General features: G+C 70.9%; 22 protein-coding genes. 13 read left to right on the forward strand and 9 right to left on the reverse strand.

The window, feature by feature from the left end; all coding sequences use genetic code 11:
• Nucleotides 1-33: 33 nt before the first annotated feature.
• The 5 genes from AB0D66_RS14955 to pgi all read left to right on the forward strand — a co-directional run bounded on the left by AB0D66_RS14955 (nt 34) and on the right by pgi (nt 4,816).
• Nucleotides 34-1,248, forward strand: coding sequence for a phosphoglycerate kinase (locus AB0D66_RS14955; RefSeq protein ID WP_362302112.1), 1,215 nt, complete (start codon nt 34-36; stop codon nt 1,246-1,248).
• 6 nt (nt 1,249-1,254) lie between these two features.
• The gene (tpiA, locus tag AB0D66_RS14960) at nt 1,255-2,043 is read left to right on the forward strand and encodes a triose-phosphate isomerase (RefSeq protein WP_362302115.1); all 789 of its coding nucleotides are present in this window, start codon (nt 1,255-1,257) and stop codon (nt 2,041-2,043) included.
• 141 nt (nt 2,044-2,184) lie between these two features.
• A complete protein-coding gene (gene secG / locus AB0D66_RS14965; protein WP_362302417.1) occupies nt 2,185-2,415 on the forward strand; it encodes a preprotein translocase subunit SecG in 231 nt (76 codons plus the stop codon).
• 209 nt (nt 2,416-2,624) lie between these two features.
• A complete protein-coding gene (locus tag AB0D66_RS14970; protein WP_007263454.1) occupies nt 2,625-2,960 on the forward strand; it encodes an RNA polymerase-binding protein RbpA in 336 nt (111 codons plus the stop codon).
• 152 nt (nt 2,961-3,112) lie between these two features.
• Nucleotides 3,113-4,816 carry a glucose-6-phosphate isomerase gene (gene pgi, locus AB0D66_RS14975; RefSeq protein WP_362302420.1) on the forward strand — a complete coding sequence of 568 codons (1,704 nt, stop codon included), beginning with the start codon at nt 3,113-3,115 and terminating at the stop codon, nt 4,814-4,816.
• A 29-nt stretch (nt 4,817-4,845) separates the two neighbouring features.
• Here the strand turns inward: pgi and pgl are convergent, their stop codons facing one another.
• The 5 genes from pgl to tkt form a co-directional block, all read right to left on the reverse strand.
• On the reverse strand, nt 4,846-5,625 hold the full coding sequence (gene pgl / locus AB0D66_RS14980; RefSeq protein WP_362302118.1) for a 6-phosphogluconolactonase: 780 nt from the start codon (nt 5,623-5,625) through the stop codon (nt 4,846-4,848).
• Between the two features lie 200 nt (nt 5,626-5,825).
• Complete coding sequence (gene opcA, locus AB0D66_RS14985; RefSeq protein ID WP_362302121.1) at nt 5,826-6,890, reverse strand: glucose-6-phosphate dehydrogenase assembly protein OpcA; 1,065 nt, start codon at nt 6,888-6,890, stop codon at nt 5,826-5,828.
• Entirely contained in the window at nt 6,887-8,407 is a 1,521-nt protein-coding gene (gene zwf / locus AB0D66_RS14990; RefSeq protein ID WP_362302423.1) for a glucose-6-phosphate dehydrogenase, read from the reverse strand. The genes opcA and zwf overlap by 4 nt, the downstream gene beginning before the upstream one ends.
• An 11-nt stretch (nt 8,408-8,418) precedes the next feature.
• Nucleotides 8,419-9,537, reverse strand: a complete 1,119-nt coding sequence (tal, locus tag AB0D66_RS14995) for a transaldolase (protein WP_362302124.1) — start codon at nt 9,535-9,537, stop codon at nt 8,419-8,421.
• A 34-nt stretch (nt 9,538-9,571) separates the two neighbouring features.
• Nucleotides 9,572-11,659: a transketolase gene (tkt, locus tag AB0D66_RS15000; protein ID WP_362302127.1), complete on the reverse strand. Its 2,088-nt coding sequence runs from the start codon at nt 11,657-11,659 to the stop codon at nt 9,572-9,574.
• Between the two features lie 257 nt (nt 11,660-11,916).
• Between tkt and AB0D66_RS15005 the strand changes: the two genes are divergently transcribed.
• The 3 genes from AB0D66_RS15005 to AB0D66_RS15015 all read left to right on the forward strand — a co-directional run bounded on the left by AB0D66_RS15005 (nt 11,917) and on the right by AB0D66_RS15015 (nt 14,458).
• Nucleotides 11,917-12,858 carry a heme o synthase gene (locus tag AB0D66_RS15005; protein ID WP_362302129.1) on the forward strand — a complete coding sequence of 314 codons (942 nt, stop codon included), beginning with the start codon at nt 11,917-11,919 and terminating at the stop codon, nt 12,856-12,858.
• Nucleotides 12,859-12,882: 24 nt separating this feature from the next.
• Nucleotides 12,883-13,236: a hypothetical protein gene (locus tag AB0D66_RS15010; RefSeq protein ID WP_362302132.1), complete on the forward strand. Its 354-nt coding sequence runs from the start codon at nt 12,883-12,885 to the stop codon at nt 13,234-13,236.
• Between the two features lie 127 nt (nt 13,237-13,363).
• Complete coding sequence (locus AB0D66_RS15015) at nt 13,364-14,458, forward strand: amidohydrolase family protein (RefSeq protein ID WP_362302135.1); 1,095 nt, start codon at nt 13,364-13,366, stop codon at nt 14,456-14,458.
• A 9-nt stretch (nt 14,459-14,467) separates the two neighbouring features.
• On the opposite strand, the gene AB0D66_RS15020 is transcribed toward AB0D66_RS15015, so the two are convergent.
• The 4 genes from AB0D66_RS15020 to AB0D66_RS15035 all read right to left on the reverse strand — a co-directional run bounded on the left by AB0D66_RS15020 (nt 14,468) and on the right by AB0D66_RS15035 (nt 18,354).
• A complete protein-coding gene (locus AB0D66_RS15020; RefSeq protein WP_362302138.1) occupies nt 14,468-15,457 on the reverse strand; it encodes a COX15/CtaA family protein in 990 nt (329 codons plus the stop codon).
• A 4-nt stretch (nt 15,458-15,461) separates the two neighbouring features.
• Entirely contained in the window at nt 15,462-16,595 is a 1,134-nt protein-coding gene (locus AB0D66_RS15025) for a hypothetical protein (protein WP_362302141.1), read from the reverse strand.
• A gap of 68 nt (nt 16,596-16,663) precedes the next feature.
• Nucleotides 16,664-17,431: an ABC transporter permease gene (locus tag AB0D66_RS15030; protein WP_362302144.1), complete on the reverse strand. Its 768-nt coding sequence runs from the start codon at nt 17,429-17,431 to the stop codon at nt 16,664-16,666.
• The gene (locus AB0D66_RS15035; protein ID WP_362302147.1) at nt 17,428-18,354 is read right to left on the reverse strand and encodes an ABC transporter ATP-binding protein; all 927 of its coding nucleotides are present in this window, start codon (nt 18,352-18,354) and stop codon (nt 17,428-17,430) included. The genes AB0D66_RS15030 and AB0D66_RS15035 overlap by 4 nt, the downstream gene beginning before the upstream one ends.
• 122 nt (nt 18,355-18,476) lie before the next feature.
• Between AB0D66_RS15035 and AB0D66_RS15040 the strand changes: the two genes are divergently transcribed.
• The 5 genes from AB0D66_RS15040 to AB0D66_RS15060 all read left to right on the forward strand — a co-directional run bounded on the left by AB0D66_RS15040 (nt 18,477) and on the right by AB0D66_RS15060 (nt 23,104).
• Nucleotides 18,477-19,268, forward strand: coding sequence for a formate/nitrite transporter family protein (locus AB0D66_RS15040; protein WP_362302150.1), 792 nt, complete (start codon nt 18,477-18,479; stop codon nt 19,266-19,268).
• A 101-nt stretch (nt 19,269-19,369) separates the two neighbouring features.
• Nucleotides 19,370-20,131, forward strand: coding sequence for an ArsR family transcriptional regulator (locus AB0D66_RS15045; RefSeq protein ID WP_361751892.1), 762 nt, complete (start codon nt 19,370-19,372; stop codon nt 20,129-20,131).
• On the forward strand, nt 20,128-21,543 hold the full coding sequence (sufB, locus tag AB0D66_RS15050; protein ID WP_362302155.1) for a Fe-S cluster assembly protein SufB: 1,416 nt from the start codon (nt 20,128-20,130) through the stop codon (nt 21,541-21,543). Before AB0D66_RS15045 ends, sufB begins: the two co-directional genes overlap by 4 nt.
• A 65-nt stretch (nt 21,544-21,608) precedes the next feature.
• A complete protein-coding gene (gene sufD / locus AB0D66_RS15055; RefSeq protein ID WP_362302158.1) occupies nt 21,609-22,787 on the forward strand; it encodes a Fe-S cluster assembly protein SufD in 1,179 nt (392 codons plus the stop codon).
• Entirely contained in the window at nt 22,787-23,104 is a 318-nt protein-coding gene (locus AB0D66_RS15060) for a bifunctional 3-phenylpropionate/cinnamic acid dioxygenase ferredoxin subunit (RefSeq protein ID WP_362302161.1), read from the forward strand. Before sufD ends, AB0D66_RS15060 begins: the two co-directional genes overlap by 1 nt.
• Nucleotides 23,105-23,108 lie beyond the last annotated feature (4 nt).

Consider the following 23,108-nt stretch of genomic DNA (forward strand, 5'->3'; position numbering starts at 1 on the left):
CTTCGCGAGAAGGGCCCAAAGGAGTAGAAACACATGAAGACGATCGACGAACTGCTCGCCGAGGGCGTCAAGGGCAAGCGGGTCTTCGTCCGCGCCGACCTCAACGTCCCGCTGGCCCAGGGCAGCATCACCGACGACGGCCGCATCCGCGCCGTCCAGCCCACGATCGCGAAGCTCGCCGCCGCCGGCGCCCGCGTCATCGTGGCCTCGCACCTGGGCCGTCCCAAGGGCGCCCCGGACCCGGCCTTCTCGCTCGCCCCGGCCGCCAAGCGCCTCGGCGAACTGCTCGGTGCGGACGTCGCGTTCGCGACCGACACGGTCGGCGCCTCCGCCAAGGAGACCGTCGCCGCCCTCGCCGACGGTCAGGTGGCCGTCATCGAGAACCTGCGCTTCAACCCGGGCGAGACCGCGAAGGACGACGCCGAGCGCGGCGCCTTCGCCGACCAGCTCGCGGAGCTGGCCGACGTCTACGTCGGCGACGGCTTCGGCGCCGTCCACCGCAAGCACGCCTCGGTCTTCGACCTGCCCGCGCGCCTCCCGCACGCGGCCGGCTACCTCATCGCCACCGAGGTCGGCGTCCTGAAGAAGCTGACCGACGAGGTCAAGCGCCCCTACGTCGTCGTCCTCGGCGGCGCCAAGGTCTCCGACAAGCTCGCCGTCATCGACGAGCTGCTCGGCAAGGCCGACCGCATCCTCATCGGCGGCGGCATGGCCTACACCTTCCTCAAGGCCCTCGGCCACGAGGTCGGCATCTCCCTCCTGCAGGAGGACCAGATCCCGAAGGTGACGGAGTACATGCAGCGCGCCAAGGACACCGGCGTCGAGCTGGTCCTCCCGGTCGACGTGCTGGTCTCCAAGGACTTCCCCGACCTCAAGGGCAAGACCCCGGCCGTGTTCGACACGGTCGACGCGGACGGCATCCCGGCCGACAAGGAGGGCCTGGACATCGGCCCCAAGACGCGCGAGCTCTACGCGTCCAAGATCGCCGATGCCGGGACCGTGTTCTGGAACGGGCCGGTCGGCGTCTTCGAGCACCCGGACTACGCCGGCGGTACCACCGCCATCGCGCAGGCCCTCGTCGACAACGGCAACGCCTTCACCGTGGTCGGCGGTGGCGACAGCGCCGCCGCGGTCCGCATCCTGGGCTTCGACGAGAATGCCTTCGGCCACATTTCCACCGGTGGCGGCGCCTCCCTCGAATACCTCGAGGGCAAGACGCTCCCCGGTCTCGCCGCCCTGGAGGGCTGACCCGTCATGACCGCAGTCGAAAACGGCCGTACCCCGCTGATGGCGGGCAACTGGAAGATGAACCTCAACCACCTCGAGGCCATCGCCCACGTCCAGAAGCTCGCCTTCGCACTCGCCGACAAGGACTACGACGCCGTCGAGGTCGCGGTCCTGCCGCCCTTCGTCGACCTCCGCTCGGTCCAGACCCTGGTCGACGGCGACAAGCTGAAGATCAAGTACGGCGCCCAGGACATCTCCGCGCACGACTCCGGCGCCTACACCGGCGAGATCTCCGGATCGATGCTGGCGAAGCTGAAGTGCTCGTACGTGGCCGTCGGCCACAGCGAGCGCCGCCAGTACCACGGCGAGGGCGACGAGCTCTGCAACGCCAAGGTGAAGGCCGCCTACCGGCAGGGGATCACCCCGATCCTCTGCGTCGGCGAGGGCCTGGACATCCGCAAGGCCGGTCAGCAGGTCCCGTACACGCTGGCCCAGGTCGACGGCGGCCTCAAGGACATCCCGGCCGAGCAGGTCGAGTCCATCGTGATCGCCTACGAGCCCGTCTGGGCCATCGGCACCGGCGAGGTCGCCACCCCCGAGGACGCCCAGGAGGTCTGCGGGGCGATCCGCGGCCGTCTCGCGGAGCTGTACTCGCAGGAGCTGGCCGACAAGGTCCGCATCCAGTACGGCGGCTCGGTGAAGTCGGGGAACATCGCGGCGATCATGGCCCAGCCCGACGTCGACGGCGCCCTGATCGGCGGCGCGGCGCTGGACGCGGACGAGTTCGTCAAGATCGTCCGCTTCCGCGACCAGTAGGCCGGCGGTGAGTATGCGGTAGGGCGGATCCGTCGTACCCTTGCGGGGGCCGGCAGGCTGACCACAGCCACTGGCCCCCGCGCGCACATCCCGCACAGCCGGAAAGCCAGAAAAGCCAGAAAGTAGGAATCAGCCGTGATTATGGGGTTCTCGATCGCCCTGATCGTCTTCAGCGGCCTGCTGATGCTGCTCGTGCTGATGCACAAGGGCAAGGGCGGCGGCCTTTCCGACATGTTCGGCGGCGGCATGCAGTCGTCGGTCGGCGGCTCCTCCGTCGCGGAGCGCAACCTGGACCGCATCACCGTCGTGGTCGGACTGCTGTGGTTCGCCTGCATCCTCGCGCTCGGCCTCCTGATGAAGTCGAGCGGCTGACCGTTCTGGCCATCCGGCAGTCCGGTCGGCGGAGCCCGGCCTATCATGAGGTTCTGCACCCTGGTTGCGGAACGAGTTATTCTGCTCCCCGCACCTGAAGGGGACGATCCCTCCGCACACCGAACGTGAGTTGGGCTCTACGTACCCGGGGTGCCTTGAGCAGACATACCTCATGCTTGGCGGCACCATCACGCAGGGGAGTTACGACCGTGGCAAGTGGCAACGCGATCCGTGGTAGCCGGGTCGGAGCGGGGCCGATGGGTGAGGCTGAGCGCGGCGAGTCCGCGCCCCGCCTGCGCATCTCCTTCTGGTGCTCGAACGGGCACGAGACGCAGCCGAGCTTCGCCAGCGACGCGCAGGTGCCGGACACCTGGGACTGCCCGCGCTGCGGGTTCCCGGCCGGCCAGGACCGGGACAACCCGCCCGCGCCGCCGCGCACCGAGCCGTACAAGACGCACCTGGCGTACGTGCGGGAGCGGCGCACGGACGCCGACGGCGAGGCGATCCTCGCCGAGGCCCTCGCCAAGCTCCGCGGCGAGATCTGAACGACGCACAGCACATCTGGCATGAGGCCCGGCCCCGTTGGAGACATCTCCGGCGGGGCCGGGCCTCTTTGTGTGCGTTGGTCCGCATCCGATCCCTTAAGTTGGAGATCGGCGGGGCACGACAGGACGGAAGAAGTGGGTTGATGTCCGAGATGAACGCACAGCAGGCCGCCGCGCGAAGCGCGTCAAGCGAGGGTGGTGGGCGACGGGAGGGACGTACGAAGCTCAACCGGATGCCGGAGTGGCTGGCACTCGGCAAGCACCGGGAGGAGTTCGGGCAGACGCATCTGCGGGAGCTGTTCGAGGAGAATCCGGGCCGGGGCACCGGCTACACCCTGCGGGTCGGGGACCTGCACATCGACTACTCGAAGCACCTCGTGACCGACGAGACGCTGACGCTGCTGCGCGAACTGGCCGCGGCGACGGGCGTGGCCGAGCTGCGCGAGGCGATGTTCCGCGGCGAGAAGATCAACACGACCGAGGACCGGGCGGTGCTGCACACGGCCCTGCGCGCGCCCGCGGACGCCGTCGTCGAGGTCGACGGCGAGAACGTCGTCCCCGGGGTGCACGCCGTCCTGGACAAGATGGCGGACTTCTCCGCCCGGGTCAGGTCGGGGGAGTGGACCGGCTCCACCGGACGGCGCATCAGGAACGTCGTCAACATCGGCATCGGCGGCTCCGACCTCGGTCCCGCGATGGCCTACGAGGCCCTGCGGGCCTTCACCGACCGCGGTCTGACGGTGCGCTTCGTGTCCAACGTGGACGGTGCGGACCTGCACGAGGCCGTGCACGGCCTGGACCCGGCCGAGACGCTGTTCATCATCGCGTCCAAGACCTTCACCACCATCGAGACCATCACCAACGCCACTTCGGCCCGCGAGTGGCTGCTCGGCGGGCTGGGCGGAGACCAGGCGGCCGTCGCACGGCACTTCGTCGCGCTGTCGACCAACGCCGAGAAGGTCACGGAATTCGGCATCGATCCGGCCAACATGTTCGAGTTCTGGGACTGGGTCGGCGGCCGCTACTCCTTCGACTCGGCCATCGGCCTCTCGCTGATGATCGCGATCGGCCCGGACGCCTTCCGCGAGATGCTCGGCGGCTTCCACGCCGTGGACCGGCACTTCCGCACCGCGCCGCCGGAGGAGAACGCCCCGCTGCTCCTCGGGCTGTTGGGCATCTGGTACGGGGCGTTCTTCGACGCGCAGGCGCACGCGGTGCTCCCCTACAGCCACTACCTCTCCCGGTTCACCGCCTACTTGCAGCAGCTGGACATGGAGTCCAACGGCAAGTCGGTGGACCGCGACGGCGATCCGGTGGAGTGGCAGACCGGGCCGGTGGTGTGGGGCACGCCGGGCACCAACGGGCAGCACGCCTACTACCAGCTGCTCCACCAGGGCACGAAGCTGATCCCCGCGGACTTCATCGGCTTCGCGCGCCCGGTGGCAGAGCTGGAGCCCTCCTTCGCGGCCCAGCACGACCTGCTGATGGCGAACTTCTTCGCCCAGACCCAGGCGCTGGCCTTCGGCAAGACGGCGCAGGAGGTGCGGGCGGAGGGCGCTCCCGAATCGCTGGTCCCGCACAAGACGTTCCAGGGCAACCACCCCACGACCACCATCCTGGCGCCCGAGCTGACCCCGGCCGTGCTGGGACAGCTGATCGCCCTGTACGAGCACAAGGTGTTCGTACAGGGCGCGGTGTGGAACATCGACTCGTTCGACCAGTGGGGCGTGGAGCTCGGCAAGGTCCTCGCGAAGCGGGTCGAGCCGGCCCTCACCGAGGGCGCGGACGTACCGGGCCTGGACGCCTCCACGAAGGCACTGGTGGCCGCCTACCGCGAGCTGCGCGGGCGCGGCTGACGCAGCACGGGGTGTGCCCGCCCGCTCCTTCAGGAGGCGGGCGGGTACATCCCGGACGGCAGCTGCGCGGCGGCCGCGCGGTCCAGCAGCCACAGGGTGCGGGAACGGCCGTGGGCGGCCGCCGCCGGGGCCTGGACCCCGCCGGCGCCGCCCAGCGCGATGGACACCGCACCGGCCTTGTCCTCGCCGGCCGCCAGCAGCCAGACCTCGCGGGCCGCGCGGATCGCCGGGAGCGTGAGGGAGATCCGCGTGGGCGGCGGCTTCGGGGCGCCGTGCACCCCGACCACCGTGCGCTCGGTCTCGCGGGTCGCCGGGTGCTCCGGGAAGAGCGAGGCCACGTGGGTGTCCGGGCCGACGCCGAGCATCAGCACGTCGAAGGTCGGGACCGGACCGTGGTCCTCCGGGCCGGCCGCCCGGGCCAGCTCGGCGGCGTACGACGCGGCCGCCGCGTCCACGTCGGCGCCGTACGGGCCGTCCGAGGCGGGCATGACGTGTACGCGGGCGGGGTCCACCGGGACGGAGTCCAGCAGGGCCTCGCGGGCCTGGGTGTGGTTGCGCTCGGGGTCGTCGGCGGGGACGTAGCGCTCGTCGCCCCACCACAGGTCGAGGCGGGACCAGTCGACGGCGTCCTTGGCCGGGGCGGCGGCCAGCGCCGCGAGGAGGCCGTTGCCGTTGCGGCCGCCGGTGAGGACCACCGAGGCCGAGCCGCGGGCCGCCTGCGCGTCCACGATCTTCGTGATGAGCCGGGCCGCCGTGGCCTGGGCCATCAGTTCCTTGTCCCGGTGGACGACGACCTGGGGAGTCGTCATACCCATGTGCTGCCGCCTTGTCGGTCGTGCGGGTGGGGTGGGGGTGGCCGCTGCGCGAAACCGGGGCTCCGCCCCGGACTCCGGTCCCCGAACGCCGGACGGGCTGAAGGGATTCAGCCTCGCCGGCGATCGGGGCGCGGGGCGGGGGCGGAGCCCCGGTTTCGGGAAGGGCGGGCTGGGAGCGAGCCCCGCAGGGTCCGCTACTTGGCCGCGGCCTTCTTCGTCGGCTTGGCCGTCCGCTTCGGTTCCGCCTTGGCGGGGGCCGCGGGCTCGGCCGGGGCTTCGGCCCTGGCCGGAGGGGCCTCGGCCTTGGCCGGCGGGGCCTCGGCCGGGGGAGCCGACGAGTCCAGCTTCGCCACGCCGAACTTCAGCGAGGCCTCGTAGGTGTTGTCCGGGTCCAGCCGGCGCAGCTCCTCCGCCAGCAGCTCGGCCGTGTCCCGGCGCTTGAGCGCCACCGCACGGTCGGGCTGCCCCGGCATGCACAGCGTGGCCAGCGCCCCGTCCGCCCGGTCCAGGACGATCGCGCCGTCCTTGGTCTCCAGACGGACGGCCGTCAGGCCCGGCCCGCCCGACGGCGTACGCCGTACGGGGACCTGGAGCCGGTCGGCCAGCCACATGGCCAGCAGCTCGCAGCTCGGGTTCTCCGACTCGCCCTCCACGGTCGCCGAGGTGACCGACAGGGTCTGCTGGTCCAGCGCGGCCGCCAGCATCGAGCGCCACGGGGTGATCCGGGTCCACGAGAGGTCCGTGTCCCCGGGGGCGTAGGCCGCGGCCCGGGAGCCGAGCGCCCCGATCGGGTCCTCGCAGGAGTACGTGTCCGTGATCCGGCGCTGGCCCAGCGCACCCAGCGGGTCGCCCGCGAGGTCCGAGGGAGCACCGTCCGGCCACCAGACGACCACGGGGGCGTCCGGCAGCAGAAGGGGGAGAACGACCGACTGTGCGTGGTCGACCAGTTCGCCGTGCAGGCGGAGCACGACCGTCTCGCCGGTGCCCGAGTCCGCCCCGACGCGGACTTCCGCGTCGAGACGGGCGCCCTGGCGGCTGCGCGGCGAGCGGCTGACCCGCTTGATGACGACGACGATCCGCGAGGGGTGCTCGTGGGACGCGTCGTTCGCCGACTTGAGCGCGTCGTACGCGTTCTCCTCGTCGGTCACGATCACCAGCGTGAGGACCATGCCGATGGCCGGCGTGCCGATGTCCCGGCGCGCCTTCACCAGTGCGGCATTGATCTTGCTGGAGTTGGTCTCCGTGAGGTCGATCTTCATGGCCGGCGCCAGCTCCGTCCGTCTCGTGCGAGCATCTCGTCCGCCTCGACCGGCCCCCAGGTGCCCGCCGGGTACTGCGCGGGCTTTCCGTGCTTGTCCCAGTACTCCTCGATCGGGTCGAGGATGTTCCAGGACAGTTCGACCTCCTGGTGGCGCGGGAAGAGGTTCGCGTCGCCCAGCAGGACATCGAGGATGAGCCGCTCGTACGCCTCGGGGCTCGACTCCGTGAAGGACTCGCCGTACGCGAAGTCCATCGTCACGTCCCGGACCTCCATGGAGGTGCCCGGAACCTTGGAGCCGAAGCGGACCGTGACGCCCTCGTCCGGCTGGACCCGGATGACCAGGGCGTTCTGCCCCAGCTCCTCGGTCGCGCCCGACTCGAACGGCAGGTACGGGGCGCGCTTGAAGACCACCGCGATCTCGGTCACCCGGCGGCCCAGGCGCTTGCCCGTCCGCAGGTAGAACGGGACGCCCGCCCAGCGGCGGTTGTTGATCTCCAGGCGGACGGCCGCGTAGGTGTCGGTCTTCGACTTGGGGTCGATGCCGTCCTCTTCGAGGTACCCGACGACCTTCTCGCCGCCCTGCCACGCCGCCGAGTACTGGCCGCGCACGGTGTGCTTGCCCAGGTCCTCGGGGAGCTCCACGGCCGTGAGGACCTTGAGCTTCTCCGCGACCAGCGCCTTGGGGTGGAAGGTGCCGGGCTCCTCCATCGCCGTCAGCGCGAGCAGCTGCAGCAGGTGGTTCTGGATGACGTCGCGGGCCGCGCCGATGCCGTCGTAGTAGCCGGCCCGGCCGCCGATGCCGATGTCCTCGGCCATGGTGATCTGCACGTGGTCGACGTACGACCGGTTCCAGATCGGCTCGAACATCGTGTTGGCGAAGCGGAGCGCCAGGATGTTCTGGACGGTCTCCTTGCCGAGGTAGTGGTCGATCCGGAAGACCTCGTCACGGGGGAAGACCTCGTGGACGACCTTGTTGAGCTCCTCGGCGCTCTTCAGGTCGTGGCCGAAGGGCTTCTCGATGACGGCACGCCGCCAGGAGCCCTCCTTCTGGGCCAGACCGTGGTCCTTGAGCTGCTGGACCACCTTGGGGAAGAACTTCGGCGGCACGGACAGGTAGAAGGCGAAGTTGCCGCCGGTCCCCTGCGCCTTGTCGAGCTCGTCGATCGTCGCCTTCAGCGTCTCGAAGGCGGCGTCGTCGTCGAAGTCGCCCTGGACGAAGCGGCAGCCCTGCACCAGCTGCTGCCAGACCTCCTCCCGGAACGGGGTGCGCGAGTGCTCCTTGACGGCCTCGTACACCTCCTGGGCGAAGTCCTCGTGCTCCCACTCCCTGCGGGCGAACCCGATGAGGGAGAAGCCCGGCGGAAGGAGGCCGCGGTTGGCCAGGTCGTAGACGGCAGGCATCAGCTTCTTGCGCGACAGGTCACCCGTAACGCCGAAGATGACCAGGCCCGACGGCCCCGCGATGCGCGGGAGCCGCCGGTCCTGTGCGTCACGAAGCGGGTTCGCTCCGTTCACAGTCAAGGTGTTCAGGCCTCCGTGGGGGCGAGGCGCTCAAGCTCCGCCTCGGTCGACTTCAGCAGGTCGTTCCAGGACGCCTCGAACTTCTCGACGCCCTCGTCCTCGAGCAGCTGGACCACATCGTCGTACGAAATGCCCAGCTTCGCGACCGCGTCGAGCTCGGCACGCGCCTGCTCGTAGCCGCCGCGGACGGTGTCACCGGTGATCCTGCCGTGGTCGGCGGTGGCCTCCAGGGTGGCCTCCGGCATGGTGTTCACCGTGTTGGGGGCGACCAGGTCCTCCACGTACAGGGTGTCCTTGTACGCCGGGTCCTTGACGCCCGTCGAGGCCCACAGCGGGCGCTGCTTGTTGGCTCCGACGCGCTCCAGGGCGGTCCAGCGGTCCGAGGAGAAGACCTCCTCGTAGGCCTGGTAGGCCAGACGGGCGTTGGCGAGCGCCGCCTTGCCCTTCAGGGCCTTGGCCTCGTCGGTGCCGACGGCGTCCAGGCGCTTGTCGATCTCGCTGTCCACGCGGGACACGAAGAAGGAGGCGACCGAGTGGATCAGCGAGAGGTCCAGGCCGGCGGCCTTGGCCTTCTCCAGGCCCGCCACGTACGCGTCCATGACCTCGCGGTAGCGCTCCAGCGAGAAGATCAGCGTGACGTTGACGCTGATGCCCTTGCCGATGACCTCGGTGATGGCCGGCAGGCCGGCCTTGGTCGCCGGGATCTTGATGAGCGTGTTCGGGCGGTCCACCAGCCAGGCCAGCTGCTTGGCCTCGGCGATGGTCGCCGGGGTGTTGTGGGCCAGACGGGGGTCGACCTCGATCGACACGCGGCCGTCCTGGCCGTCCGTGCGGTCGTAGACCGGGCGCAGGATGTCGGCGGCGTCGCGGACGTCCGCCGTCGTGATCATGCGCAGGGCCTCCTCCACGGTCACCTTGCGGGTGGCGAGGTCGGTGAGCTGCTGCTCGTAGCCCTCGCCGCCGCTGATGGCCTTCTGGAAGATCGCCGGGTTGGTGGTGACACCGACCACGTGCGACTGGTCGATCAGCTCGGCCAGGTTGCCGGACGTGATGCGCTTGCGGGACAGGTCGTCCAGCCAGATCGCCACGCCTTCGTCGGAGAGGCGCTTGAGTGCGTCTGTCATGGGAATTGCATCTCCTACTGGTCTTGTACCGGCGTCAGCGCGCGGCGGCGGCGAGGGACTCGTGTGCGGCGGCCGCGACGCGCTCGGGGGTGAAGCCGAACTCGCGGAACAGCACCTTCGCGTCGGCCGAGGCACCGAAGTGCTCCAGGGACACGATCCGGCCCGCGTCGCCGACGTAGCGGTGCCAGGTCAGGCCGATGCCCGCCTCGACCGCGACGCGCGCCTTGACGGAGGGCGGCAGGACGCTGTCCTTGTACGCCTGGTCCTGCTGCTCGAACCACTCGACGCACGGCATCGAGACGACGCGGGTCGGGACGCCCTCGGACTGGAGCTGCTCGCGGGCCTCGACGGCCAGGTGCACCTCGGAGCCGGTGCCGATGAGGACGACCTGCGCCTCGCCGCCCTCCGCCTCGAACATCACGTAACCGCCCTTGGCGGCGTCCTCGTTGCGCTCGTACGTCGGCACGCCCTGGCGGGTGAGCGCCAGACCGTGCGGGGCGCCCTTGCCGAACACCTTGGTGTGGCGGCGCAGGATCTCGCGCCAGGCGATGGCGGTCTCGTTCGCGTCGGCCGGGCGGACCAGGTTCAGGCCCGGGATGGCGCGCAGCGAGGCCAGGTGCTCGACCGGCTGGTGGGTCGGGCCGTCCTCGCCGAGGCCGATGGAGTCGTGCGTCCACACGTAGGTGACCGGCACGTGCATCAGCGCGGACAGGCGGACGGCGTTGCGCATGTAGTCGGAGAACACCAGGAAGGTGCCGCCGTAGATGCGGGTGTGGCCGTGCAGGGCGATGCCGTTCATGGCCGCGGCCATGGCGTGCTCGCGGATGCCGAAGTGGATGGTGCGGCCGTACGGGTCGGCCTCCGGCAGGGGGTTGCCCACCGGCAGGAACGAGGAGTCCTTGTCGATGGTGGTGTTGTTGGAGCCGGCGAGGTCGGCCGAGCCGCCCCACAGCTCCGGGATGACCGCGCCGAGGGCCTGGAGCACCTTGCCGGAGGCGGCGCGGGTGGCGACGCCCTTGCCGGTCTCGAAGGAGGGGAGCTCGTCCTCCCAGCCCGCGGGCAGCTCGTTGGCCTGGATGCGGTCGAACTCGGCGGCGCGCTCCGGGTTGGAGGTGCGCCAGGCGGAGAAGTCCTTCTCCCACGCGGCCTTGGCCTCGCGGCCGCGGTCCAGCGCCTTGCGGGTGTGGGCGATGACCTCGTCGGAGACCTCGAAGGTCTGCTCCGGGTCGAAGCCGAGGACGCGCTTGGTGGCCGCGACCTCGTCGTCGCCGAGCGCCGAGCCGTGCGCGGCCTCGGTGTTCTGGGCGTGCGGGGCGGGCCAGGCGATGATCGAGCGGGCCGCGATGAAGGACGGCTTGCCGGTCTCGGCCTTGGCGGCCAGGAGCGCCGCGTACAGCGCCTTCGGGTCGAGGTCGCCGTTCTCCTGCTGCTCGACGCGCTGGACGTGCCAGCCGTACGCCTCGTAGCGCTTGAGGGTGTCCTCGGAGACGGCCGTCTCGGTGTCGCCCTCGATGGAGATGTGGTTGTCGTCCCACAGCAGCACCAGGTTGCCGAGCTTCTGGTGGCCCGCCAGTGCGGACGCCTCGTGGGAGATGCCCTCCTGGAGGCAGCCGTCGCCCGCGATCGCGTAGACCATGTGGTCGAACGGGGAGGTGCCCTGCGCGGCCTCCGGGTCGAACAGGCCGCGCTCGTAGCGGGAGGCCATGGCCATGCCCACCGCGTTCGCGATGCCCTGGCCGAGGGGGCCGGTGGTGGTCTCGACACCGGTCGTGTGGCCGTACTCCGGGTGGCCCGGCGTCTTGGAGCCCCAGGTGCGGAAGGCCTTGAGGTCGTCCAGCTCCAGCCCGAACCCGCCCAGGTACAGCTGCGTGTACAGGGTGAGGGACGAGTGCCCCGCGGAGAGCACGAAGCGGTCGCGGCCCACCCACTCGGGGTCCGCCGGGTCGTGCCGCATCACCTTCTGGAAGAGGGTGTACGCGGCGGGGGCCAGGCTCATCGCCGTACCGGGGTGGCCGTTTCCGACCTTCTGGACCGCGTCAGCGGCCAGAACGCGGGCGGTGTCGACGGCCCGCTGGTCCAGTTCGGTCCACTCGAGCTCTGTGGTGGTCGGCTTGGTGCTCACCGTGGGTCAGGGCTCCTCTCCACATGTCTGTTCCCGGTGACGGACGGTCGCACCGGCGCGATTCCGAGCCTACCCCCGCAACGGCGTGCAGCTATTCGAGTGTCCGCACTCCGTCACCGTGCCGTCACCGGGTCGTCAGCTCCGTTCGGACCAACACGACGCGACCCCCGCGCAGGGCGACGTATGACCAACGTCTACAGTGGCGTGGTACGTGCAAGCCCTTGTGGTGCTTGCTGGTTTCTCTCTCAGGGGTGTGCGTGACGGCCGTCGAATCCCGTCCAGCGGGGGTGCTCGCGACGAGCGCCGGTCACCGGCCGTTCGGGGCCCGGGCCATGGCTTTCGTGGCATTGACCAAGCCGCGGATCATCGAACTTCTGCTGATCACCACAGTGCCGGTCATGTTCCTCGCGGAGCAGGGCGTGCCCTCGCTCTGGCTGGTCCTCGCCACCTGCTTCGGCGGCTACCTGTCCGCGGGCGGCGCGAACGCGCTGAACATGTACATCGACCGCGACATCGACGCGCTGATGGACCGGACCGCCCAGCGCCCGCTGGTGACCGGCATGGTCAGCCCGCGCGAGTGCCTGGTCTTCGGCATCACCCTGGGGGTGGTCTCCACCCTCTTCTTCGGCCTGCTGATCAACTGGCTGTCGGCGGCCCTCGCGCTCGGCGCGCTCCTCTTCTACGTCGTGGTCTACACGATGCTGCTGAAGCGGCGCACCACCCAGAACATCGTCTGGGGCGGCATCGCGGGCTGCATGCCGGTGCTCATCGGCTGGTCCTCCGTCAAGAACGAGGTCTCCTGGGCCGCGGTCATCCTCTTCCTGGTCATCTTCTTCTGGACGCCGCCGCACTACTGGCCGCTGTCGATGAAGGTGAAGGACGACTACGCGCGGGTCGGCGTGCCGATGCTCCCCGTCGTGGCGGGCAACCAGGCCGTCGCGCGGCAGATCGTCCTCTACAGCTGGGTGATGGTGGCGGTCTCGCTCCTGCTCACCCCGCTGGGGTACACCGGGTGGTTCTACACGGCGGTCGCGCTGGTCTCGGGCGGCTGGTGGCTGTGGGAGGCGCACGCGCTGCACGCACGGGCCAAGGCCGGGGTGACGGGCGCGAAGCTCAAGGAGATGCGCCTGTTCCACTGGTCGATCACCTACGTGTCGCTGCTGTTCGTGGCGGTGGCCGTGGATCCCTTCCTCCGCTGATTACCCACCGGTAGCATGCCGTCCATGGCAGACAGCGCAGACACCACCGCAGCGACCGCGGACAAGAAGCAGGACCGTACGGCGGCGAGGCTCGCCAAGCAGATCGGCGCGTTCGCCGGGAAGCACGGCGGCGCCGAGGGCCACCTCGCCCACATCGGCCAGGCCGGCACCCGGATCGTGCTCGTCGGCAAGGACGGCGAGTGGGGCGACCTGGTGGCCCCGGCCTACCCGGTGGCGCAGCTGGCCGCGGAGAAGGCCGGACTGACCCTCCACGAGGAGTTCGACGGGGAGTTCGCGGCGCGCGTGCGCACCGGCCCGTACGAGTGGACGCGGATGGCCGGCATCCAGCTCGGCGGACCCGCGAACCCGGCGGCCTGACCCCCTCGGGACCTCGCCGGGGACCCCCGGTGGCCGCTCGGTCAACAGCGCGAGCAACACCTCACACCCCGCTCACCCGTTAGGACGTGTGGAAGCCCCTTCCTCACGTCCGCAACGGGATGCCCGGATGATCGAAACGCCGCCCCTGGTGGACCAGTACTGCCACGGAGTACTCCGTACGGAGCTGGGCCTGGGCACCTTCGAGGCCCAGCTGGTCCGCTCGGCCGGCCCGCCCGCTGCGGGCACCACCTTCTTCGACACGCAGACCGGCTTCGCGGTGCGCCGCTGGTGTCCGCCGCTGCTCGGGCTGGAGCCGTACGCCGCCCCCGCCCGCTATCTGGCCCGCCGGCGCGAGCTGGGCGCGGCCGAGTCCGCGCGGCTGCTGCTGCGGGGCTCCGGGGTCGCCGCGTACGTGGTCGACACCGGCGCGGCCGGGGACCTGACCGGCCCCAAGGAGCTGGCTCTCGCGGGGGACGCCGAGGCCTTCGAGACGGTCCGGCTGGAGCCGCTGGCCGAGCAGGTCGCCGACACCTCCGGGACCGTGGCCGCCTTCCTCGCCAATCTGGCCGGGGCCGTGCACCATGGCGCCACCGGGGCCGCGGCCTTCACCTGCGGTGCGGCCGCCGGGCACCCGTCCGTCCTGGCCGGCGCGCCGCAACCGCCCGATCCGGGGGAGGTGCGCGCAGCCGCCGGGCGGTGGCTGGAGCGGCGGACCAGGGGCGGGGCCGTGCGCGACCCCGTGCTGCTGCGGCACCTGGTGTGGAGCGCGGTCGCCTCCGGACTGCCGCTCCAGCTGCACACCGGAGCGCAGGACCCGGCGCCGCTGTCCGGGTTCGTACGGGCCACCGCGGGCCTGGGCACCCGGCTGGTCCTGCTCGGCGGATATCCGTACCACCGCCAGACGGCGCAGCTGGCCGCGGCCTTCCCGCACGTCTACGCGGACGCCGGCGCGGCCCTCGGGCAGACCGGGGCCCGGGCCGCGGCGGTCCTGGCCGAACTGCTGGAGCTCGCGCCGTTCGGGAAGCTGCTGTTCTCCAGCGGCGGGCACCGGCTGCCCGAGCTGCACGCGGTCGGCGCCCTCGTCTTCCGGGAGGCGCTGGGCCGGGTGCTGGGCGGCTGGGTCGCCGACGGGGCCTGGTCCTGGAAGGACGCGGGCCGGGTGGCCGCGATGGTCGCGGCGGGCAATGCCCGCCGCGTCTACCGGCTGGACGAGCGGGGGTGAGCCCCCCGGTCAGACCGAGGAGAGCTGCGGGTCGCCCTGGGCCGGGATCTCCGCCTGGGCCGCGGGGCGCTCGCGCAGGCTGAGCGCGACCCGGAGCACCGCGATCCACACCAAGCAGGAGCCGAGCATGTGGGCGGCGACGAGCACCTCGGGCAGTTCGGTGAAGAACTGCACGTAGCCGATGCCGCCCTGGGCCAGGAGCACGATCAGCAGGTCGCGGGCGCGCGCCAGGGTGTCGGCGGGGGCGTCGACCACGCGCAGCACCAGCCACATCGCCACGGCCAGCGCGCACACCACCCAAGCGGCGATCGCGTGCACGTGGGCGGTGGCCGCCCAGTCGAAGGGCATGCGCCGGATCTCGCTGCTGTCACCCGCGTGCGGTCCGGAGCCGGTGACCACGGTGCCCGCCGCGATCAGCACCAGGGTCGTCGCGATCAGGGCCCACGACAGCTTGCGGACCGGGCCGGGCACGCGGGGGCGGGGGGCGGTGTCGCCCTCGGCGGTGCGCTGCCAGCTGACGGTGGTGACCGCGATCAGCGAGGTGGCGAGCAGGAAGTGCCCGGCCACGCTGTACGGGTTGAGGCCCGTCATGACGGTGATGCCGCCGAGCACGGCGTTGGCCATCACGATGACGAACTGGGTCCAGCCGAGCCGGGTCAGCGAACGCCGCCAGGGCTTGGCCGAGCGGGCCGCCAGGATGTACCAGCCGACCGCCCCGGAGAGCACGTAGGTCAGCATCCGGTTGCCGAACTCGATGGCGCCGTGGAAGCCCTGTGCCTGGGTCGCGATCAGGCTGTCGTCCGTGCACTTGGGCCAGGTGTCGCAGCCGAGTCCGGAGCCGGTGAGCCGCACAGCGCCGCCGGTGACGACGATGGCCACGCTCATGAGGAGCGCGGCGAGCGCGGCGCGCCGGACGATCCGGGGTGACGGAGTCCAGCGACTGGCGATGAAGGCGAGTGGGTTCAACACGGCCCCTATCGTAGGCGGAGCCTTGTGCAAAGTTTCACGAGGGGGTGGCCGGTGGTGCGTCGAGGCCGGCGGTCAGCCGGAACCGGGCGCCCGCCGGGTCGCCCTCCTCGTGCCACCACACGTGGATGCGCCAGGGGACGCCGGGGCCGGGATGGTCCGCCGAGGCCTCGAACCCCCGTACCAGTTCAGCCCCTATGTCTGCTGCTGTCCTGTTCCTCACTTCCGTGGCGCTGTGCCAGGGATGGGCGAGTATGTTCCACAGTCCGTCAGGACCCCGAACCTCGACGCGCCACACCGCGAGCCAGGGAGTGACCTCCAGCATCGTGCGCACCTGCTCGGCCTCCAGGCCCAGCCGGGCCGCGATCCCGGCCTCCGGCGCCCCCTGGACGCGGGCGGCCACCACGGCCTGGGGCAGCAGCCGTTCGGGCAGCAGGCCCTGTGCGCGCAGGCCCGCCAGGGAGTCGAAGGACAGGAAGCGCAGGCGCAGTTCCAGCTGGTGCCCGATGTGGTCCAGGGCCTCCTCGGCCTCCGCGGACTCCTCCGAGCCGTGGTCCGCGAGCAGCAGCTGCCGGAAGTCCGACTCGGCGTCCACCGCCCAGGCCACCGCGTCCTCGGCGGCGCCGAGCTCCGCGAGGCGGTCCCCGAGGAACACCTTCGCCTGGGCCAGGCCGCGGCGGTTGACGGGGTCCCGCTGGTCCAGGCCCGCCCAGACGGCGACCGCGGCCCGGGTCAGGTCGCGGGCGCGCTCCCCGGCCGCCCGCTCCATCGCGGAGGGCCCCTGCTCGGCGGCGGGGCCCAGCGGATGCCTCGGCAGCCGGTGCCCGTCGCTCAGCGGCCAGGCCAGCCACACCCCGTGGTTGATCAGCCCGCGGGCGTACCAGCGGGCGAACTCGGGCGCGTACGGCGCCGCGCGCTCGGAGCTGCGCAGCCCCTCCTCGATCAGCGCGAGGGCCGAGGCGCGGTCCCCTTCGGCGAAGCGCAGCGTGGCCCGGTCGGACAGGCGCAGGCCCAGCAGCGCGGCGCACTCGGGGTCGTCAGGGTGGGTGCGCAGGGCCCCGATCAGCTCGTCGAGCAGCCGCTCGCGCTCCCGGGGCTCCGCGTGCGCCGCCCCCGACCGCACCCGCGCCCACTGCTCGTCCAGCCGTAGAACGGCCTCCCGCTGCACCATGTCCGCCCCCCGGCTTCATGTGTGGAGGCGCCCATCCTCCCGGGAATGCCGGCGGGAGGGGAAGGGATTCACTCCCAGCGGAACCACCGTGCGGCGGCCCCCAGGCCCACGGCGGCCCAGGCCGCCAGCACGGCCGCGTCGCCCCACGGCAGCGCGGCTCCGTGCTGGAGCACCTCGCGCAGGCCGTCGGACAGGGCCGTGATCGGCAGCAGGCCCAGGGCGGACTGGACGGCGTCCGGGAACTTGTCCAGCGGCACGATCACCCCGCCGCCGACCAGCAGCAGCAGGAACACCAGGTTGGCGGCGGCCAGGGTCATCTCGGCCTTGAGGGTGCCGGCCATCAGCAGGCCGAGCCCGGAGAACGCGGCGGTGCCGAGCAGGACCAGCGCGGCCGCCGACAGCGGGTTCCCGTGCGGGGACCAGCCCAGCGCGAAGGCGATCGCCGTCAGCAGGGCGATCTGGAGCACTTCGGTGACCAGCACGGACAGGGTCTTCGCGGCCATCAGGGCCCAGCGCGGGAGCGGGGAGGCCCCGAGCCGCTTGAGGACCCCGTAGCGGCGGTCGAAGCCGGTGGCGATGGCCTGGCCGGTGAAGGCGGTGGACATGACGGCCAGCGCCAGGATGCCGGGGGCGAGGAAGTCCACGGACTTCTCGGAGCCCGTCTCGACGATGTCCACGGAGGAGAAGAGGGTCAGCAGCAGGGCCGGGATGATCACGGTCAGCAGCAGCTGCTCCCCGTTGCGCAGCAGCATCCGGGTCTCCAGGGCCGTCTGCGCGAGGATCATGCGGGACACGGGCGCCGCGCCCGGGCGGGGGGTGAACGTGCCGGCGCTCATCCGCGCAGCTCCTTACCGGTCAGCTCGAGGAAGACGTCCTCCAGGGTGTGCCGCTCCACGGAGAGGCTGTCCGGCATGACGCCGTGCTGCGCGCACCAGGAGGCGACGGTGGCGAGCAGCTGCGGGTGGACGTCGCCGGTGACCCGGTAGACGCCGGGGGTGAGCTCGGCGGCCCGGGTGCCGTCGGGCAGCGCCTTCAGCAGGGAGGCGAGGTCGAGGGAGGGGCGGCCGGTGAAGCGCAGGGTGTTCTCGGCGCCGCCCCGGCACAGCAGCTCGGGGCTGCCGTGGGCGATGACCCGGCCCGCGTCCACGATGGCGACCTCGTCGGCGAGCTGCTCGGCCTCGTCCATGTGGTGCGTGGTGAGGACGACGGTGACCCCGTCGGAGCGCAGTTCCCGTACGAGGTCCCAGGTGGCGCGGCGGGCCTGCGGGTCCAGGCCGGCGGTGGGCTCGTCGAGGAAGACCAGCTCGGGGCGGCCGACCACGGCCATGGCCAGGGCCAGGCGCTGCTGCTGGCCGCCGGAGAGCCGGCGGTAGGCGGTGCGGCCGCAGCCGCCGAGGCCGAGGCGCTCCACCAGGGGGCCCACCTCGAGGGGGTCGGCGTAGAGCTTGGCCATGTGCTGGAGCATCTCGACGGCCCGGGCTCCGGAGTAGACCCCTCCGGACTGGAGCATCACGCCGATCCGCGGGCGCAGCGCCCCGGCCTGGGCGACCGGGTCGAGGCCGAGGACGCGGACGGTACCGGCGTCGGGGCGGCGGTAGCCCTCGCAGGATTCCACCGTGGTCGTCTTGCCCGCGCCGTTGGGACCGAGGACCGCGGTGACGGAGGCCTTGGGGACGGTGAGGTCCAGGCCGTCCACCGCGCGCTTGGCTCCGTACCTCTTCACCAGTCCGCGGATCTCCACGGCGGGGTCGTTGCTCATGGGGGATGAGTCTACGGAGCCGGGGGAGGGGCCCTAGGTCCCGGGGTCGGGGGGTGACGGGCCCGTTCATTGATGACCTTTTCCGTGCCGTCCGGGGCCGGTCGGCGGCCTAGCGTCGAAGGGTGAACAGCATCGCTCAGAACGTCGAAGCCACCTCGGGACAGGCCGAGCACAAGGCCCACGACCTGGGGCATCCGCCGCGCTACTTCGTCTCGGCGATGCTCGCGGGCGCGTACATCGGGGTCGGCGAGGTGCTGCTGCTCGTGGCGATCTCGCCGTTCGTGGCGCAGGGCTCGGCGGCGGTGAAGCTGCTGGAGGGAGCGGTCTTCCCGATCGCGCTGACGATCGTGATGTTCGCCGGCGCCCAGCTGTTCACCAGCAACGTCATGGTGATGCTGGTCGGTGCGCTGTCCGGCCGGACCGGGGTGCGGGACCTGGTCTCCTCCTGGTGCCTGTCGCTGGGCGGGAACCTGGCCGGGGCCTTCGCCTTCGGGGCGATGGTGCACGCCTCGGGCGTGACCTCCTCGCCGTCCGCGCGGGCGATGCTCGCCGAGATGGTGCACGGGAAGACGGCGCTGGGCGGCGGGCAGCTCTTCTGGCGGGCGGTGCTGTGCAACATGCTCGTCTGTCTGGCGATCTGGATGTTCACCCGGGCCCGTGGCGACGCGGCCAAGATATTCGTCCTGTGGCTGCCGGTGGCGGTTTTCGTGGCCGTCGGATTCGAACACTGTGTTGCGAACATGGCTGTTTTCAGCTTGGCGATCCTGGATGGCTCAGCGTCGTTCAGTGATCTTTTCCGGAATCTGATGTTCACGGTTCCCGGCAACGTCGTGGGCGGTGGATTGCTGGTGGGAGCGGTGTACTGGTTCACCGGAGGGGCTCGGAGAGAACCCGGAGCGTTCCCCTCCGAATAACTCTGCGTCGACAAATTAGGTAACCCTTAGTGATGGAGACCACCAGGAGTGGCCTCCATCACGGCTTGTCCGCGCTCGGTTAATTACGCAACAATGGCGTTGTGAAAAACGGCGAACGGCAGAACGAGGCCCCCCAGGGGGAGCTCGCCACCGGGGAGCGGTCCACCCGCAACCGGGTGGCGCGGTCCATCCTGGACCACGGCCCGTCCACCGTCGCCGACCTCGCCCAGCGCCTCGGCCTCACCCAGGCCGCCGTCCGCCGCCACCTCGACACGCTCGTCGCCGACGACGTGGTCGAAGCCCGTGAGCAGCGCGTGTACGGCGCACGGACCCGGGGGCGGCCCGCCAAGGTCTTCGCCCTCACCGACTGCGGGCGCGACGCCTTCGACCAGTCCTACGACACCCTCGCCGCGGACGCCCTGCGCTGGATCGCGCAGTCCGTCGGCGGCGGGGAACAGGGCGAGGCGGCCATCGCCGCCTTCGCCCGGGCGCGGATGGAAACGCAGGCGCAGACCTACCGGGAAGCCGTCGAGGCGGTTGCCCCGGAAGGCCGTGCGGAGGCCCTTGCGAGGGCATTGACCGCAGACGGGTACGCTGCTACGGCGAAGAGCGCTCCCGGTCCGCACAGCGGTGAACAGCTCTGCCAGCACCACTGCCCGGTGGCCCATGTAGCCGAGCAGTTCCCGCAGCTCTGCGAGGCGGAGACCGAGGTCTTCTCCCGCCTGCTCGGGACGCATGTGCAGCGCCTCGCCACGATCGCCCATGGCGACGGAGTGTGCACGACGTTCATTCCGCGCAGCGCGAGCGCCACACAGACCGACACATCAGTATCTGCAAGTACGGCCGGGAGGAACCCCGCATGACCACGGAGACTGCTCACCCTGAGCTCGATGGCCTGGGCACCTACGAATACGGCTGGGCCGACTCCGACGCGGCCGGCGCCGCTGCCAAGCGGGGTCTGTCCGAGGAAGTCGTCCGCGACATCTCGGCGAAGAAGTCCGAGCCGGAGTGGATGCTGAACCTCCGCCTCAAGGGCCTCAAGCTGTTCGACCGCAAGCCCATGCCGAACTGGGGTTCCGACCTCTCGGGCATCGACTTCAACAACATCAAGTACTTCGTGCGCTCCACCGAGAAGCAGGCCGCTTCCTGGGAGGACCTGCCCGAGGACATCAAGAACACGTACGACAAGCTCGGCATCCCGGAGGCGGAGAAGCAGCGCCTCGTCGCCGGTGTCGCGGCCCAGTACGAGTCCGAGGTCGTCTACCACCAGATCCGCGAGGACCTGGAGGAGCAGGGCGTCATCTTCCTCGACACGGACACCGCGCTCAAGGAGCACCCGGAGCTCTTCCAGGAGTACTTCGGCACGGTCATCCCGGTCGGCGACAACAAGTTCGCCTCGCTGAACACCGCCGTGTGGTCCGGCGGCTCGTTCATCTACGTCCCCAAGGGTGTCCACGTGGACATCCCGCTCCAGGCCTACTTCCGCATCAACACGGAGAACATGGGCCAGTTCGAGCGGACGCTGATCATCGTCGACGAGGACGCCTACGTCCACTACGTCGAGGGCTGCACCGCCCCGATCTACTCCTCGGACTCGCTGCACAGCGCCGTCGTCGAGATCATCGTGAAGAAGGGCGGCCGCTGCCGCTACACGACCATCCAGAACTGGTCGAACAACGTCTACAACCTGGTCACCAAGCGCGCCGTGGCGTACGAGGGCGCGACCATGGAGTGGATCGACGGCAACATCGGTTCCAAGGTCACCATGAAGTACCCGGCCGTCTACCTGATGGGCGAGCACGCCAAGGGCGAGACCCTGTCCATCGCCTTCGCGGGCGAGGGCCAGCACCAGGACGCCGGCTCCAAGATGGTCCACATGGCGCCGAACACCTCCTCGAACATCGTCTCCAAGTCGGTGGCGCGGGGCGGCGGCCGGACCTCCTACCGCGGTCTCGTCGAGATCGGCGAGGGCGCGCACGGCTCCAAGTCCAACGTGCTCTGCGACGCCCTGCTCGTCGACACCATCTCCCGCTCGGACACGTACCCCTACGTGGACGTCCGCGAGGACGACGTGACGATGGGCCACGAGGCGACCGTCTCCAAGGTCTCCGACGACCAGCTCTTCTACCTGATGGCCCGCGGCCTGACGGAGTTCGAGGCCATGGCCATGATCGTGCGCGGCTTCGTCGAGCCGATCGCGAAGGAGCTGCCCATGGAGTACGCGCTGGAGCTCAACCGGCTGATCGAGCTGCAGATGGAGGGCTCGGTCGGCTAGTACCGGCCGTCCCCCGCCCGGCAGCACATTCTTTGTAGACGTAGGAAGAGAGCAAGACGACAGCCATGGCTGAGGCTCAGAACATTCCGGCGGGCTCCACCACCGCCGGCGCGATCGCGGTGGCCGCCGAGTCCACCGTCGCCACCCGGATGAGTGCGCCCCCGTCCTTCGACGTGGCCGACTTCCCGGTTCCGAACGGCCGCGAGGAGGAGTGGCGGTTCACCCCGCTGGCCCGCCTCAAGGGCCTGCACGACGGCACCGCGGTCGCCAACGGCACCATGAAGGCCCAGATCGACGCGCCCGAGGGCGTCACGGTCGAGTCCGTCGAGCGCGGCGACGAGCGGATCGGCAAGGCCGGCGTCCCCGTCGACCGCGTCGCCGCCCAGGCCTTCTCCTCGTTCGCCAAGGCCACGGTCGTCACCGTGCCCAAGGAGACCGTGCTCGCCGAGCCGATCCGCGTCGCGCTGCACGGCGAGGGCGGTACGACCTTCGGGCACACCGTCTTCGACATCAAGCCGTTCGCCGAGGCGATCATCGTGATCGACCACACCGGTGACGGCGTGCGCGCCGCCAACGTCGACATCCTCGTCGGCGACGGCGCCAAGGTGACCTTCGTGTCCGTCCAGGACTGGGACGACACCGCGGTCCACACCTCGCAGCACAACGCCCTGATCGGGCGCGACGCCGTCTTCCGGTCCGTGGTCGTCACCTTCGGCGGCGACCTGGTCCGCCTGCACCCGCGCGTCCGCTACGCGGGCCCCGGCGGCGAGTCCGAGATGCTCGGCCTGTACTTCACGGACGCCGGCCAGCACCAGGAGCACCGCCTCCTGGTCACGCACGACGCCCCGCACTGCAAGTCGAACGTGGTCTACAAGGGCGCGCTCCAGGGCCAGGACGCCCACGCCGTCTGGATCGGTGACGTGCTCATCGAGAAGACCGCCGAGGGCACCGACACCTACGAGATGAACCGCAACCTCGTCCTCACGGACGGCGCCCGGGTCGACTCGGTGCCGAACCTGGAGATCGAGACCGGCGAGATCGTCGGCGCCGGCCACGCCTCCGCGACCGGCCGCTTCGACGACGAGCAGCTCTTCTACCTGCAGGCCCGCGGCATCCCGGCCGACGAGGCCCGCCGCCTGGTCGTGCGCGGGTTCTTCACCGAGCTCGTCCAGCAGATCGGTGTCGCGGACATCGAGGAGCGCCTGATCTCCAAGATCGAGACCGAGCTCCAGGGTTCCGTCTGATGAATTACGTCAAGGCCTGCACGCTGAGCGAGCTGGAAGAGAACACCCCCAAGCGGGTGGAACTCGACGGCACGCCGGTGTCCATCGTCTCCACCGAGGGCGAGGTGTTCGCGATCAACGACATCTGCTCGCACGCGAACGTCTCCCTCTCGGAGGGCGAGGTCGAGGACTGCATGATCGAGTGCTGGCTGCACGGGTCGGCCTTCGACCTGCGCACCGGCAAGCCCTCCGGTCTGCCCGCGACGCGCCCCGTTCCCGTATACCCCGTAAAGATCGAAGGGGACGACGTGCTCGTCTCCCTCACCCAGGAGTCCTGAGGTA

The sequence above is a fragment of the Streptomyces sp. NPDC048270 genome, assembly GCF_040652335.1.
Lineage (GTDB): Bacteria > Actinomycetota > Actinomycetes > Streptomycetales > Streptomycetaceae > Streptomyces.

Bases quoted from the DNA above. Each gene is read 5' to 3' on its own strand.
- AB0D66_RS14955 (WP_362302112.1), top strand. From the start codon at position 34: ATGAAGACGATCGACGAACTGCTCGCCGAGGGCGTCAAGGGCAAGCGG.
- tpiA (WP_362302115.1), top strand. From the start codon at position 1,255: ATGACCGCAGTCGAAAACGGCCGTACCCCGCTGATGGCGGGCAACTGG.
- secG (WP_362302417.1), top strand. From the start codon at position 2,185: ATGGGGTTCTCGATCGCCCTGATCGTCTTCAGCGGCCTGCTGATGCTG.
- pgi (WP_362302420.1), top strand. From the start codon at position 3,113: ATGAACGCACAGCAGGCCGCCGCGCGAAGCGCGTCAAGCGAGGGTGGT.
- pgl (WP_362302118.1), bottom strand. From the start codon at position 5,625: ATGACGACTCCCCAGGTCGTCGTCCACCGGGACAAGGAACTGATGGCC.
- opcA (WP_362302121.1), bottom strand. From the start codon at position 6,890: ATGAAGATCGACCTCACGGAGACCAACTCCAGCAAGATCAATGCCGCA.
- tal (WP_362302124.1), bottom strand. From the start codon at position 9,537: ATGACAGACGCACTCAAGCGCCTCTCCGACGAAGGCGTGGCGATCTGG.
- AB0D66_RS15010 (WP_362302132.1), top strand. From the start codon at position 12,883: ATGGCAGACAGCGCAGACACCACCGCAGCGACCGCGGACAAGAAGCAG.
- AB0D66_RS15015 (WP_362302135.1), top strand. From the start codon at position 13,364: ATGATCGAAACGCCGCCCCTGGTGGACCAGTACTGCCACGGAGTACTC.
- AB0D66_RS15025 (WP_362302141.1), bottom strand. From the start codon at position 16,595: ATGGTGCAGCGGGAGGCCGTTCTACGGCTGGACGAGCAGTGGGCGCGG.
- AB0D66_RS15030 (WP_362302144.1), bottom strand. From the start codon at position 17,431: ATGAGCGCCGGCACGTTCACCCCCCGCCCGGGCGCGGCGCCCGTGTCC.
- AB0D66_RS15035 (WP_362302147.1), bottom strand. From the start codon at position 18,354: ATGAGCAACGACCCCGCCGTGGAGATCCGCGGACTGGTGAAGAGGTAC.
- sufB (WP_362302155.1), top strand. From the start codon at position 20,128: ATGACCACGGAGACTGCTCACCCTGAGCTCGATGGCCTGGGCACCTAC.
- sufD (WP_362302158.1), top strand. From the start codon at position 21,609: ATGGCTGAGGCTCAGAACATTCCGGCGGGCTCCACCACCGCCGGCGCG.
- AB0D66_RS15060 (WP_362302161.1), top strand. From the start codon at position 22,787: ATGAATTACGTCAAGGCCTGCACGCTGAGCGAGCTGGAAGAGAACACC.